Genomic DNA, 13,035 nt, shown 5'->3' with positions numbered 1-13,035 from the left:
AATCACTAAGACAGCATACACTAGTGATTTTACAAAAGGGATGATTATCTCCCTTTTAACTATTTTATTAATTGTAGCATAAAATTAACGGGATTTTTTAAAAAAGTTTGTTTTATTAATTTTTAGGTTTCTTTTTTATAGAATCAATAATTTTAGGTAAAAACGGTAATATTCCAATTGCAAAAGAAAAATAGGAACCTGTATCATACCCATTAGTAATAAGATATACTCCAGCACCTTCAAAAAGACAAGTTATAATTAAAAAAGATATCATTCCAAAACCATTCCAAAAATGATAAGACTGCATATCTTTTTTCTTGATTTCTAAGTTTTTATTTTCTAAATCTAATATTTTATTGTCATTATCTTTTTTATATTCTAAAGATTTTTCTATAACAGTCATTGCTCTATTTTGTAAATCTGGAGATGGTAACTTTCCTATGGCATTAAGCTCATTTTCCATAAGAAAATTAAGTTGAGTATTAAAAGTTTGCGATGGAATTTCTTTGTTTTTATTTTCCTTTTTTACAGAATTAGACTTTTCTTGTTTTTGTAATTTTTTCAATTTGTTTCTTTCTAAAATTGATATTGTCTTGATATAATTTTTCTTGTTTTTCTCTCACAATAGTGTTTAAATCCCATAAATTAAAATATTCGTTTTTAATTGGCTTACCTATAAAACCATCAACGAAAGCTTGTATCTTTGTCATTTTCATTATCCCCTTTTTTTTTATTATAACATATATAAAATTAATCAAATATTATCAAGCAAAAAATATTCCAAGCTGTATTAATGATGTTTTTAATCTTTTTTATACCTTTCTAATATTTTCAATAACTCATCTAAAGCTAAACCTTTTTCGTAGTAATATAAAAAAGGTTCAACCCAAGCGGGAATTTCTTTATCATCCTTCCAATTTGTAGAAATTCCACTATAGCTTACTTTTGCTATATCTGCAAATGTTTTTCTTGTTAAACCTAATTGTTTAATTTTTTTATCAAATTCTAATCTCGTCATTTAATGCCTTTTATGTTATTTATATAAAAATAATAACATATTTTTAGTAAATAACATAAATTATACTTGACTTTTTTAGTATAATACTATATAATTATATTAAGTTTTTAGTAAATAACTAAAAATAAATCAAAAAAAGGAAAATAATGAAAAATTTAGTTGCAATTAATGGAGTAAATATAGGGTTAGAGGTAGCCAACGACCAAGTAACGACTACCTCTTTAGCAATAGCTAACGTCTTTGAAAAAAGACATAGTGATATTATACGAAAAATCGAGTTAATGCCGCAAGACGAATTTAACGGACGCAATTTTGCGTCGGTTAGATATTTGGATAGTAAAGGCGAAGAAAGAAAGTGCTACAAAATCACTCGCGACGCTTTTTCTCTTTTAGTGATGGGTTTTACAGGAGAGAAAGCTTATAAATGGAAAATCGAGTTTATCAAAGCTTTCAATGAAATGGAAAAAAGACTAAGAAATATTGAATATGAGAAGCACGATAAGTTAGCTTTTAGACAAAGCTTAGGTTACAAATCACAATTAGCACAGCAAAAGCAAAAATATGAGAATGAGATTAAAGCTTTAAAGTATGATTTAGAACAAAGTAAAAACAATTTTAAAGATAAATTAAATTGTATATTGGCTAAAAATGGCTTATATGCCTTTGATTTTAAAACTTTTAAAAATTATGCCTTAAAGCTAGAAAAAATGTTAAAAGATTTAAAAGATGATGAAAACAAAGAGAATAAACTACTTTTAAGAATGCAAAATGATTTCTTAGAATGTTTAGAACTTTATAAAAGTGTAAATATCTAATTTGTTTCAAAACACACTATTTTTGAAATAGTCATTTTTGGAAAAATCCTTAAAACTAAACTAAGGAGAATTCAAAAATGGCTTTACCTTCAATGGGGCATACAGCACCCGCAACAGAAAATGTTAAATTAAAACAATCAATATATGAAACGATTATTAAAATTGGAGCTACTGAAACACCAATTTTAAATAAAATAGGCACTTCAAAGGTTACAAATCCTTTAACTCATAGTTGGATTACTGATACTTTTGAAGAACCAAAAAAGAATGCAAATTTAGAGTTAAGTAAATTTGTAGGTGAAACAAAAAACACAGCCCAAAAAACTACAAATGCTACTCAAATATTCATTACCGAAGCCATGGTATCAAAAGCTTTGTTAAAAGCAAATCAATATGGTGGCAATGAAATGGAGTATCAAATAGGCAAAAAAACCAAAGAACATAAAATGGATATGGAATATGCTTTATTTGGTCTAGGCAGAGATAGTGATGTAAAAAAATCAGTTTTTAAAGATTATGTTCAAGCACAAGAAGCAACAAGTGGAGAAATGGCTGGACTTTTTCATTATATCGCTAAAGGAAAAGATAGCTTTGCTGATGGAAAGCGTGGAAATGTATTAGCTTTTGATGAATCAAAAGATTGGAGCGGAACTGCAACAGAACTAACAGAAGATAAACTTAATCAAATTTTGCAAACCATTTGGAATAGCGGAGTTACGCCTAAAGATGTCTTTTTAGGAGCTGACTTAAAAGGAGCTATCAATAAATTCGCTACAAGAATTTTAGGCAATGAAACAAAACTAGCAGGACAAGTAGTAAGCCTTGAAACAGATTTTGGAACGGTAAATTTCCATATGCATAGATTATTAAGCCCTAAATATGGTTTGGGTGATGTTTTAATTGCTGGGGATTTTGAATATATGAAACATGGGCTTTATATTCCTACTATGATTGAAGATGTTCCAACTGATATTACTGCAAAAGCAAAAAGATTTTACACACAAAGCACTTTAGAAGTAAGAAATGCTGATGCTTTTGCTATAGGCGTTGGTTTAACTAGTGGAAATAATGTAAAGGCTAAAGCAATTTTAAAAGCAGCAAAAGGTGCGTAATGCTTTGTATTATGGCTAAAAAACTCATTATCGCTAAAGTGAAAAATTCTTATAAGATGATAGAAGATGATGAAGTTTTAAAAGCCTATTTTATGGAAGCATTTTATTATATTTTATCAAAATGTGTGCCTAGTGTTCTTTTAAAAAATGTAGAACAAGGCGAAAAAGTTTTTAGGCAAGTTAGAAACAATCATTTTTTGATTATTCCTGATGAGCCTGATTTTGACAATGAAAAAGAACATCTAATGATAGATGAAACACTTAGTTTTGCTGTAATTAATTATGTTTGTTATTTGATTACAAGATGTGAAGAAAAAGACTTTTTAGCATTATGCGACAAGATAATTCATGAGTATATAGCTAATGATGGCAAGGAGCTTGATGATGAAAGAACATGGTTGTAACTCTGATTTCACAAAAAAATTTAATAGAGCTTTGAGTTATGAAGACTATATACAAAGCATAAATAGTGCTGACTTTATATCTTATTTAGATGATAAGAAATGGCTTTTAGCTATAAATGATCTGCTTTTCTTTTGTGAAAAGAGAATTAAAGATAGTGATTATTACGAAGGTTAAAAATGGGAACAAGTTTAAATGAGTTAAAAACTGGTAGAGAAAAACTTGAAATTATAAATCAAGTTTTAGCAAGAATAAGCAGTATTTCAGAAGCAATAGATAATACAAGACTTGATGAAGTTGTAGGCTTGAAACAAGCTTGCGAATCTTTAAAAAATGAATGTTTAAATTTTAAAAATGATATCACAAGTAAAAATGATGATATTTTAAGCAAATATAATGATATCAATAATAAATATTTAAAAATAAATGAAAAATATAACGATGTAAGCACAAAATTTAATTATATTAAAGAAGCATATGAAGATTTTTCTTTAAATAAACAAGAAATACAAAACATTAAAGATTTTTTAGAAAACAATGCAGAAGAGTTTGAGAATCTAAAAAAAGATATACAAAAATATGAAGAAATAAAATTTAATTTAGATGGTTATATTAGCGAAATCAAACAAAATAAAGATTTTGTAGAAGAATATTTTAATTTAAATACAAAAATTAAAGATGAAATTTTAATCGAACTTAACCATGCTTTAGAAATTGTAGATAGCTTACATTTAAATGTTGATGAATTAAAAGAAATAAAACCTGAGTTAATAAACATTAAAAAAGAAGTAAAAGATTTAGCAAGTGAAGCCAAATTAGTAGTAAGTGAAGCAAGTGAAATTATAAAAAATAAAATTAACACTATATTTTTTGAAAACCAAAGATTAAATCAAGAGATGATAGATAGTGTTAAAAAATTAGAAGAAATTAAATTTGATGTTGGGATTAAATATAAAGAAATAGCTAATGCTTATGAGTTGCTTTTAGAAAGCAAACAAAATGTAGAAGATTTAAGAGAAGTTATAGCTTTATATAAAGAATTTGAAAATGAGATAACATCTTATTCCCAAATTATAAAAGATTTTAAAAATAAAATAGAAAATTTAGAACAAGATTTAAAATCAAAATCTGAAAGCATCTATACTTCTTTAGATGATAAACAAAATGAAATATTAAAAAAATTAAATGAAGTAAAAAATGAAGCTTTAGTTAAATTTGATGAACTTACAGCAAAATGTGAAGGGTATAAAATACATTTTGAGCAAAGTTATGATAGATTTAACCAAAGAGCTTTGATAGCTAATGAAGATTTAGGAAGATTAGCTGAAGTAGCCAAAAAAGAACTTGGTAATGATAAATTAATTTACGAAACAGAATTAAAAGTTTTATCCGAAGAAACAATAAAGCAAATGGAGGAAATACTCAAAGGTTTAAGTGATGAAAGAAATGAAGTTACAGAAATCTTTGAAAATCAAAAGAAAGAATTTACTACGCTTGTAGATACTTCTAAGGTTATGATTGACAACTTAAATCATATTTTTAATGCAAATTATCAAACAAAGAAAAACGAATTTAATTTTATTTTTAATGAGAAATTACATAGTTTAAGTGAAAATACGCAAGATTTTTTAAATGATCTTGAGAACACAAAAGAAAATGGACTCAATAAAATAAATGAAGCAAAAGAGCAAAGCCTTAATGAAATAATCCAAACAAAAGAACAAGGACTTAATGAGCTTGAAACTAAAAAAGATAAGTATATAGACGAGATTGATAATCAAGCAAAAATCTATGATATAAATGGGATTAAGGCTAATGTTGAATATCTTCTTTCTTTACTTAATGAGAAAGATAATGGCAAAGATGATGAAATTAAAGATGAAATTGCAAATATAGAGCAAGGTATAAAAGATAAAGAACAAGAGCTTGAAGAGATAAAAAAACAAATTGAAGAAGCTTTAAACAATAATGATGAGTTAAAGCAAAAAAATGAGGAATTAGAGGAAATTAAAAATCAAATTGATAAAGCTTTAAGTCAAGAACCACCTGCTGATACAAGCGAACTTGAAGAAAAAAAAGAAGAGCTTGAAAAAGAAATTGCTGAACTTGAAAAAGAAATTGCCGGTGAATTAATCAACAAAAAAGAGGAAATTGAGAAAGAGCTTGAAGAAGCCAAGCAAAACTTAGAGGATAAAAACAACGAATTAGAGCAAAATGAAAAAGATAAAAAGCTAGTTACGCAAAAAGTTTTAGATATAGCTATTAAAACTTTAGAAGCACTTATAGATACAAAGGTAAGTTTAAATGGTGATGAAGAGATAAATGGAAATAAAACTTTTGCTAATCCTATTTTAGTAAAAGTAAATCCAACTAATGATAATCATTTAACTAATAAAACCTATGTAGATACTGCTTTAAACGCAAAAGCAAATTTAAATAAAAATAATGTATTTAGTGGTACAAATACTTTTAATCAGGCATTAACTGCTCCAACCAATCCAACTAATGATAATCACTTAACTAATAAATCTTATGTGGATTATGGTGGTGGGATTAAAAATCTTGGAACGGTTGGAAGTGTCAACTTAGATTTAAGACAGGCTCAACATTTTATACTCACTGCAAATGCAGGAACTAAAATAGGTATAAGTAATTGGGGCGGTGCTGGAAAAAGTGGAACTATTACCATAAATAATTGCCAAAACGTAACAGGCTTTAATGCTCCTTTTAAGTTTAGAACAGCTCAAAGTGGTTTTAGTGGCACTGAAACCTTTGCGTATTTTTGCATCGCTTCAAACAATGTAAGAATAGTAAGGACTTAAAATGACCCCACTTATTATTTCTAATAATAACATAGCCTTAAATTTACCCCCATCTTTAGGTGGAGGTATTGCAAACTATGAACACATGTTAAAGCTAGATATGATTTATAAACAAGCCGTGGTATTGCCATCAAATATTAATAATAAAGAAGTGGTTATGTTAGGCGAAGTTTGGACGACTGGAAATATGTCTAATAAAACATCAGGAAATACTTTAGAAATAACTTGGAATAATTTTAGTTCAAAAGTAACACTACATGAATTAAGCAGATATTACACAGCAAATGCAAAGATTAAAATAGAGAAAAAATTTAACTTTGGAAATATTAACAATCTTCAAATTATGCTTAGTTCTTGGCAAAGTGGTAGCGCAAACGCAGGAAGTGGTTATAACTTAGCAGATGGAGATAGATTAAATCCAAGAGCAAGTTTAACATTATATTGGAATTAGAAAGGATAAATATGTTTTATGATATAGAAAATAAAAGTTTAAAATATGATGATATTTTTTTAAAAGATACTATTATCATTAACGAAGAAGGACAAAAAGAAAAAGCACAAGATACGTATTTTTTAAGTGCTTGTGATGATAAGCTTTTAAAAGAACTTGGTTTTGCTAAAGTTAAAGAAGAAGAAACACCAAGTTTTGATGAAAAAACCGAAGAACTTCACCAAATTCAAAATTATGATGAAGAAAAAAATCTTTATATTATTTCTTATGAAATTAAAGAAAAAACATTAGAGAAATTAAAAGAATTAAAATTAGAAGAATTAAAAGCAATAAAAGAACAAAAGCTTTTATTTATACCCTTTAAAGATACTATATTTCAAATTGATACTGAAGCAAAGATAAATATTAGTGGAAAAATTAGCGAAATAATGCTAGCAAATCTTAATAACACTCCTTTAGAAAGTATTGCTTGGATTGACAAAGACAATAAAATTATTACATTTAGCAAAGAAGAATTTTTAGAATTTGGGGTTAGCATTGCTAAATATACAGAGAGTATTATTTTTAAAAATGATGAACTAAGAAATAAAGTGAAAAATGCGACATCTTTAGAAGAATTAAATTTAATTGCATGGGAGAGTGAAAAATGAGTACTGAAAATATAATAAAAGAAGGTGCTATACTCGGTTCTTTAAGTGGATCTGCATTATTAGGATTGATGGTTTTTGTCTTAGCTGGGATTGCATGGCATTTATATAAAACTTTACATAAAGAAGCTGGGGAAAGAACAAAAGAACTTATAAGTGAAACCAAAAATACTAATGTTCTTATTAGAGAACAAATTGCAGTATCCAGAGCAAGTAGCGATAGTTTGGTTAAATTTATAGAAACACATTGCTCAAAAACCAATAACAAGCTAGAAGCTATAGAAACAGATCTTATGAGAATGGATGAAAGACTTGTTAAGCTTACTCAAATAAGAAATGATGAATTAAGAAGTATTTTTAAAAAAAAGGAAAACAATGACTAAAACAGAATTAAAAAGGGTTTGTGTAAAACCTTATGATAAAGATAGATTTGAAGTGGATAAAGACTATATATTTTCTTTGCCAAGTCTTACAGCAAGAATCCCTAAGGGTTTTAAAACAGATGGAGCAAGTATTCCACGTATTTTTTGGAGTGTTTATCCACCTTATAAGAGTGAGTATTTTAGCGCTTGTGTGATACACGATTTTTTATGCATAAATGCCAAAAGCAAGGCTGATTATATGCTAGCAAATCAAATTTTAAAAGAAGCGATGCAAGAGTTAAAGATCAATAAATTTAAAATTTTTGTTTTTTATCACTCTTGCAATATTTTTCACAAAATAAAATGCTTAATAAAGGGGATAAGATGAGTTTAGAACAGATTATAAATACTCAAAATGAAAGTTTAAATCAAGTTATAGATAGTTTAGAAGAATTAATTTTAGCTTATAAAAGCGGTAACTTAAGCTTAGAAAATGTTAAAAAATTAATTAATGAAGCTATTGAAAATATATCAAGCAACTATATAAAAGAAAATGAATTAAAAGAAAAGGTAGAAGCTTTATTAGAAGAGCTTGATATAAATGAAAGTATCAATAAAGAGGACTTAAAAGAAGTTGTATTAAAAGTTGTTTTAGAAAATCAAGAAAGTTTAAAAGGTGATAAGGGTGAAAACGGATTAAGTGCTTATGAGATTTGGAAAAAGCAAGTTGGAAATGAAAATAAAAGCGAAGATGAGTTTTTAGCTTCATTAAAGGGTGAAAAAGGAGATAAAGGTGACAAGGGGGACAAAGGTAAGGATGCAAACTCTGATTTAAAAGAATTACAAATTATTAATGGTAAAAAACTCAAAGTAGAGTTTAAAACCATTCAAGCTAGTTCAGCTTTTCCTTTAAAGACTTTAGCTCTTTCAAGACTTGGAATTAAGTTAGTTGGAGATGATGATTATTTAAAAATTAATAGCTTAGAATTTTTAGATAACTCTAATAATAATCTTTTATTAGCAAATATAGAAAATGAAACTTTAAATAAAGCAGCAAATGAACATGCTAGTACTTTACCTGCTGAGTTTAGTTTAGAGAGTGCTAATACTGAGAGTTTAAGTTCTTTTGCAAAAGTAAAAATTACCTCAAATGGGGCTTATGAATATGGCAATCGCTATACTCCATACTATGCTTTTAGAGAGTATGATGAAAAAAATATTAGTGTGTTTTTAGCTAATGATGGATTAGAGAATCCTTTTTATACTATAGAATGTGAACTTTCAAAACCTATAAAAGAATTTAAATTCACCCCATGGGGAAAAGGAGTGGGTGGATCTTTCTTTAGTGAAAATTTAAATGTAAAAATTTATGTAGATGATGTGCTAGTTAAAGAAATTAACTCTTTAAATCCAAATGGTAAAGAAATAGATACAGATCTTACTATAAGTTTTAACATTCAAGAAAATAAACTTATCTATGATGAGTTTAGAGACAACTTAGAACAAAGATTTAGACAAATAGAAAATAAGCTTGTAGCATTAGGAAATTAAACAAAGGATTATAAATGAAAATAAAAATTATTAGAAGATATGCAGGAAAAACTTGCGTAATAGGCAAATTTAGAGTTTTTGATGATAATGAAAATATACTTTTAGATTGCTTTTCTTTAGAAGAAGATAAAGAAGGCTTAGAAAGAGAGCAAGATTTAAGAGTTCCAGCTGGAATTTATAATCTTAAAAGACACGTAGCATCAAGTTTTAATGATAAAGGTAAAAAAGAAGTTGCAGGGGTTGTAGTTTTGCATAAGGACGATAGCGTTATTAATATTTTTAATAATGATGTTCCTTTTGATAGACATATTTTAATCCACTGGGGCAATACTGATAAAAATACTAAGGGCTGTATTTTACTAGGACTTACAAAAGCAAACGATAATGAAAGTATAGGTTCAAGTAGATTAGCTTGTAAGAAATTTTATGATTTGATGTATCATCAAGATTTAAGCAATATTAAGCTTGAAATAATTAATGAGTTTTAAGGAAAAAATATGACTAGTATGCTTTTATGTAATCCTACTTTTAGGATATCAGGAGAAAATGGGGGGGGGAATACGCTAATAAAATGGTAATTAAATTTCAAGATAGAGGGGTAAATTACTCCTTACCTGCTAGTGCATTAAATAAATCAGTAGCGGTTAGAGGTAATGTTTGGACAAAACAAAATATGTCCAATAAAACATCAGCTAATACCATACATTTGGTTTTAAATAATGATTATAACATTACTTATGAATTGCATCCGCTTTCAAGATACTATACAAAAGATGCAAAAATACCAGTGGATAAAATAATTCATAATTACAAAAATCCAATCAAATTAGCCACTTGGCAATCAGGTTCTGCTAATGCTGTTAGAGGTTGGGATCCTGCTGGGACTTTGATAATGGCAGGAGAATTAGAATTTTATTGGAATTAAAAATAGAAAGGAGAAAAAAGTTTAAGTGGGATAAAAATTTAATTTTTGATAAATGTAAAATCTTATTTAAACTTCTAAAATAAAATGATAAATCTTTTTGGCAATACAAAACTTTATATAGCTTTGACTTTGATGGTATTTTTAACGGGGTATTTTTATCTAAGGTTTGATAATGCAAAGATAAAATTGCAAAAAAGCCAAAATGATCTAGCCTTGGCTTTACAAATCAATCAAAACAATGAAGCAAGATTAAAAGAACTCACACAAAGACACCAGCAAGAACTACAAGCTTTAAACGAGGTAAAAATTCAAAAAAATGAAGTTAAAGAAAGGATAGAATATGTTAAAGAATACATTTATAAAAGCAATGAAAATAACCTTACTAAGCTTTTTAATGATGTCGTTGATAGGTTGTGGGATGCAAACTCAACAAGTAGTAACTAAAATAGAAATTCAAAAAGTAAGAATACCTAACGAGCTTTTAACACTTAAACCGCTTGAGAAGCCAAAGGCTTATAACGAGCTAGATATTTTAAACGCTTATTCTATGCTTTTTTATAAGTATAAGCAATGCGAGATACAAATCAATAAAATTAAGGAGTTGAATAATGAGTGATATAAATGTTGATTATAGTAAAAGACTTGAAGCATTTAAAGAAATTTATCCGCAAATTTTAGAAATGAGTTTAGCAGAAAAATCTCCATTTGGAGAATTTAAAAAACTTTTAGAACAATTTGGGAACGATAATGTTATAAGAAATGACCAGCAATTTCAAAGCTTAGCACAAGCATTAGTAAGTGTTGGACAAACTATAGTAGCACAAAGTCAAAATACAGCTTTATCTATGATTTTACAAGGCGATGAAAATGAACTTAACGCTGAAAAAATAAAGCTTATACAAGCACAAATAGAAACAGAAAGCAAAAAACCTGCATTAATAGCTAGACAAACCGCTCAAATAGATGATAACTTAAGAATTGAAGCTGCAAAGGTTACGCAAAGTGTTCAATTTGGATATTGTACTGGTGGACTTGATATACCACAAGAAATTATGAAACTTGTTAAAGAAAAGATAGAAAATATAGAAAAGCCTTCATAATGCTTATAGATGAAAAAAGGCTTATGAGAAATTATACTCTTAAGCCAGCTTATCCATCAAATATAGGGGAATTAGATACTGGAGAGGTTTATAGGCAATGGTTTACCTATGCTATGATAGGAGTAAATAAATATGTAGAACTATTGCATAAACAGCTTATAAGAAAAGGTAGAAGTCAGATTAAAAATATAAACCATCCGCTGTTTAAAAATTCATATATAGTTAAAAAATATAACATTAAAAGCCCTAGCACTGCACCTTATAATAAGGAAAATTATAATGATTTAGGACTTAATCAATTTTTCGTAGGTCAAGATCCATACAAACCTTATCAAGGAGATCCTAGCAGTGAAAATGGAATATATCATGATATTTGTGAAATAAGAACTAATTATAATTTATCAAGTATGCAATATTATTATGGATTTCCTGATAATTTAGCTCTTTTATTTGAAAAAGAAAAAGCTTACAAATATAACGGAAAGGGATTTTTTTATATCGATGAAAAAATTAATTTTAAAAATATACTCAATAAAGCACTAGAGAATGTTAATTATGAAATGCTTATAAATGATATAGAAGTTGTTATCTTTTCTCAAACAATTCAAAAAAATAATGAATGGATATATCCTAGTATTGATGATATTAAAATACCAAATATTAAAGTAGAAAGTGTTGAATTTAAACCAGCGTTTGGAAAACCTTATAAAAAGTTATGTGTTGATGTTGAAAAATTTTATAATGATTTTAAAAAATTAAATAAAAATATATTTAGAATTGAAAAAGTAGAAATAACCTATAATGTATATGAGAAAAGACAAAAAACTAGAGAAAGCGATCCGAATAAAATATATTATACATTAACAAGCAAAAAGATATCTTTTTTTGAAGTATTTAACTCAATAAAAGAAAATTATAAATGCAAATATGCAACTCCTTTGTGTTTTTACAATGGTTTTAATTTTGTTTGTTATGAAGAGCCTTATGTAGCATTTTCTTCTGCAAATAATGAAAATTGGGGTAAAAAAGATACAAGTGTTACACCTAGTATATATCCACTATATAGAAAAAGCTCAAATTTGCCTTATGGACGTAGAGATAGATGGTTTGCATTATGGGATAGCTTTTATTATCTTTATGTATATGAAAAATCAAATAAAGGAATTTTAAGCTTTTTGGCTCCTATTGTTACAATTATTTTAGCTGTTGCTACTTGGTGGATTGGTGGACAAGGAGCATGGCTTGGCACGTTAATAGGAGTTAGTGAGAGTGTTGCGGCAGGCATCACTCTAGGAATTAGCTTGGGTTTAGCTGTGGGTTCATTTACTGGAAATAAAATGTTTTCAATTCTTAATGCTGTTTGGGGCTTAGTTAATTTTTTAGGTGCTTGGAGTTATAATAATTGGAACTTGACCGCAGATTTTACAAAAAAAACAGCACAAATGGCGCAAGAAATGACAAAATTTGAAGCTACCTTAAATGTTGTAAATAATTTATTAAGTGGAGTTAGTAAAGTTATTGATGTGATACAAAGTATTACATCTAATACTCCAGATATGATAAATGAACAACAAAGTGACGATTTAGATAGCAACGAAAAGGCAAACGCAAGTGAAGCTTTAGAATTAGCAAAAGATGCAATCAATCCAACAATATGGTATAGTTTTGAAACTGCAGACATACTAAATGAAAAAATAGAAAAAAGAAAAAATCCTATTTTTATATTTTAATTTTTTGTAGCTATTTTGTAGCCAAAATGAAAATTAAAATATTCAAAACACTATTTTTAAGTATTTTTAAATAATAATTCAATTCCCCTCGCTTCCACCA

The 13,035-nt window shown here is 27.5% G+C and carries 19 protein-coding genes; 16 read left to right on the top strand and 3 right to left on the bottom strand.

Going from position 1 to position 13,035, the window contains the following annotated elements; genetic code table 11:
* Window positions 1-115 precede the first annotated feature (115 nt).
* The 3 genes from DU473_RS06535 to DU473_RS06525 form a co-directional block, all read right to left on the bottom strand.
* Window positions 116-565, bottom strand: coding sequence for a hypothetical protein (locus DU473_RS06535; RefSeq protein WP_131186781.1), 450 nt, complete (start codon window positions 563-565; stop codon window positions 116-118).
* Window positions 534-716 carry a hypothetical protein gene (locus tag DU473_RS06530; protein WP_131186780.1) on the bottom strand — a complete coding sequence of 61 codons (183 nt, stop codon included), beginning with the start codon at window positions 714-716 and terminating at the stop codon, window positions 534-536. Before DU473_RS06530 ends, DU473_RS06535 begins: the two co-directional genes overlap by 32 nt.
* An 86-nt stretch (window positions 717-802) precedes the next feature.
* Window positions 803-1,018, bottom strand: coding sequence for a hypothetical protein (locus DU473_RS06525; protein WP_131186779.1), 216 nt, complete (start codon window positions 1,016-1,018; stop codon window positions 803-805).
* A 146-nt stretch (window positions 1,019-1,164) separates the two neighbouring features.
* Between DU473_RS06525 and DU473_RS06520 the strand changes: the two genes are divergently transcribed.
* The 16 genes from DU473_RS06520 to DU473_RS06445 all read left to right on the top strand — a co-directional run bounded on the left by DU473_RS06520 (window position 1,165) and on the right by DU473_RS06445 (window position 12,935).
* Complete coding sequence (locus DU473_RS06520) at window positions 1,165-1,833, top strand: Rha family transcriptional regulator (protein WP_131186778.1); 669 nt, start codon at window positions 1,165-1,167, stop codon at window positions 1,831-1,833.
* A gap of 77 nt (window positions 1,834-1,910) precedes the next feature.
* Window positions 1,911-2,945: an SU10 major capsid protein gene (locus tag DU473_RS06515; RefSeq protein WP_131186777.1), complete on the top strand. Its 1,035-nt coding sequence runs from the start codon at window positions 1,911-1,913 to the stop codon at window positions 2,943-2,945.
* Window positions 2,945-3,349, top strand: coding sequence for a hypothetical protein (locus DU473_RS06510; RefSeq protein WP_131186776.1), 405 nt, complete (start codon window positions 2,945-2,947; stop codon window positions 3,347-3,349). Before DU473_RS06515 ends, DU473_RS06510 begins: the two co-directional genes overlap by 1 nt.
* Window positions 3,330-3,524, top strand: a complete 195-nt coding sequence (locus DU473_RS06505; RefSeq protein WP_131186811.1) for a hypothetical protein — start codon at window positions 3,330-3,332, stop codon at window positions 3,522-3,524. Before DU473_RS06510 ends, DU473_RS06505 begins: the two co-directional genes overlap by 20 nt.
* 2 nt (window positions 3,525-3,526) lie before the next feature.
* On the top strand, window positions 3,527-6,169 hold the full coding sequence (locus DU473_RS06500) for a hypothetical protein (RefSeq protein WP_131186775.1): 2,643 nt from the start codon (window positions 3,527-3,529) through the stop codon (window positions 6,167-6,169).
* Between the two features lies 1 nt (window position 6,170).
* Window positions 6,171-6,620: a hypothetical protein gene (locus DU473_RS06495; protein ID WP_131186774.1), complete on the top strand. Its 450-nt coding sequence runs from the start codon at window positions 6,171-6,173 to the stop codon at window positions 6,618-6,620.
* Window positions 6,621-6,631: 11 nt separating this feature from the next.
* Window positions 6,632-7,270 (top strand): DUF4376 domain-containing protein, encoded by a 639-nt coding sequence (locus DU473_RS06490; RefSeq protein ID WP_131186773.1) that lies wholly within the window; start codon window positions 6,632-6,634, stop codon window positions 7,268-7,270.
* A complete protein-coding gene (locus DU473_RS06485) occupies window positions 7,267-7,650 on the top strand; it encodes a hypothetical protein (protein ID WP_002875081.1) in 384 nt (127 codons plus the stop codon). Before DU473_RS06490 ends, DU473_RS06485 begins: the two co-directional genes overlap by 4 nt.
* Window positions 7,643-8,017: a DUF1353 domain-containing protein gene (locus DU473_RS06480; protein WP_131186772.1), complete on the top strand. Its 375-nt coding sequence runs from the start codon at window positions 7,643-7,645 to the stop codon at window positions 8,015-8,017. The genes DU473_RS06485 and DU473_RS06480 overlap by 8 nt, the downstream gene beginning before the upstream one ends.
* The gene (locus DU473_RS08470) at window positions 8,014-9,180 is read left to right on the top strand and encodes a hypothetical protein (protein WP_262868154.1); all 1,167 of its coding nucleotides are present in this window, start codon (window positions 8,014-8,016) and stop codon (window positions 9,178-9,180) included. Before DU473_RS06480 ends, DU473_RS08470 begins: the two co-directional genes overlap by 4 nt.
* A 14-nt stretch (window positions 9,181-9,194) precedes the next feature.
* The gene (locus DU473_RS06470; protein ID WP_131186771.1) at window positions 9,195-9,668 is read left to right on the top strand and encodes a DUF5675 family protein; all 474 of its coding nucleotides are present in this window, start codon (window positions 9,195-9,197) and stop codon (window positions 9,666-9,668) included.
* Between the two features lie 83 nt (window positions 9,669-9,751).
* Entirely contained in the window at window positions 9,752-10,105 is a 354-nt protein-coding gene (locus DU473_RS06465) for a hypothetical protein (RefSeq protein WP_131186770.1), read from the top strand.
* A gap of 84 nt (window positions 10,106-10,189) precedes the next feature.
* Window positions 10,190-10,549, top strand: coding sequence for a hypothetical protein (locus tag DU473_RS06460; RefSeq protein ID WP_131186769.1), 360 nt, complete (start codon window positions 10,190-10,192; stop codon window positions 10,547-10,549).
* Complete coding sequence (locus DU473_RS06455; RefSeq protein ID WP_131186768.1) at window positions 10,524-10,721, top strand: hypothetical protein; 198 nt, start codon at window positions 10,524-10,526, stop codon at window positions 10,719-10,721. The genes DU473_RS06460 and DU473_RS06455 overlap by 26 nt, the downstream gene beginning before the upstream one ends.
* The gene (locus DU473_RS06450) at window positions 10,714-11,205 is read left to right on the top strand and encodes a hypothetical protein (protein WP_131186767.1); all 492 of its coding nucleotides are present in this window, start codon (window positions 10,714-10,716) and stop codon (window positions 11,203-11,205) included. Before DU473_RS06455 ends, DU473_RS06450 begins: the two co-directional genes overlap by 8 nt.
* Window positions 11,205-12,935: a hypothetical protein gene (locus DU473_RS06445; protein WP_131186766.1), complete on the top strand. Its 1,731-nt coding sequence runs from the start codon at window positions 11,205-11,207 to the stop codon at window positions 12,933-12,935. The genes DU473_RS06450 and DU473_RS06445 overlap by 1 nt, the downstream gene beginning before the upstream one ends.
* Window positions 12,936-13,035: the final 100 nt, after the last annotated feature.

Source organism: Campylobacter novaezeelandiae (genome assembly GCF_004323845.1).
Lineage (GTDB): Bacteria > Campylobacterota > Campylobacteria > Campylobacterales > Campylobacteraceae > Campylobacter_D > Campylobacter_D novaezeelandiae.
Note: the sequence above shows the minus strand (reverse complement) of the source record. Positions and strands in the feature narration are given on the sequence as shown.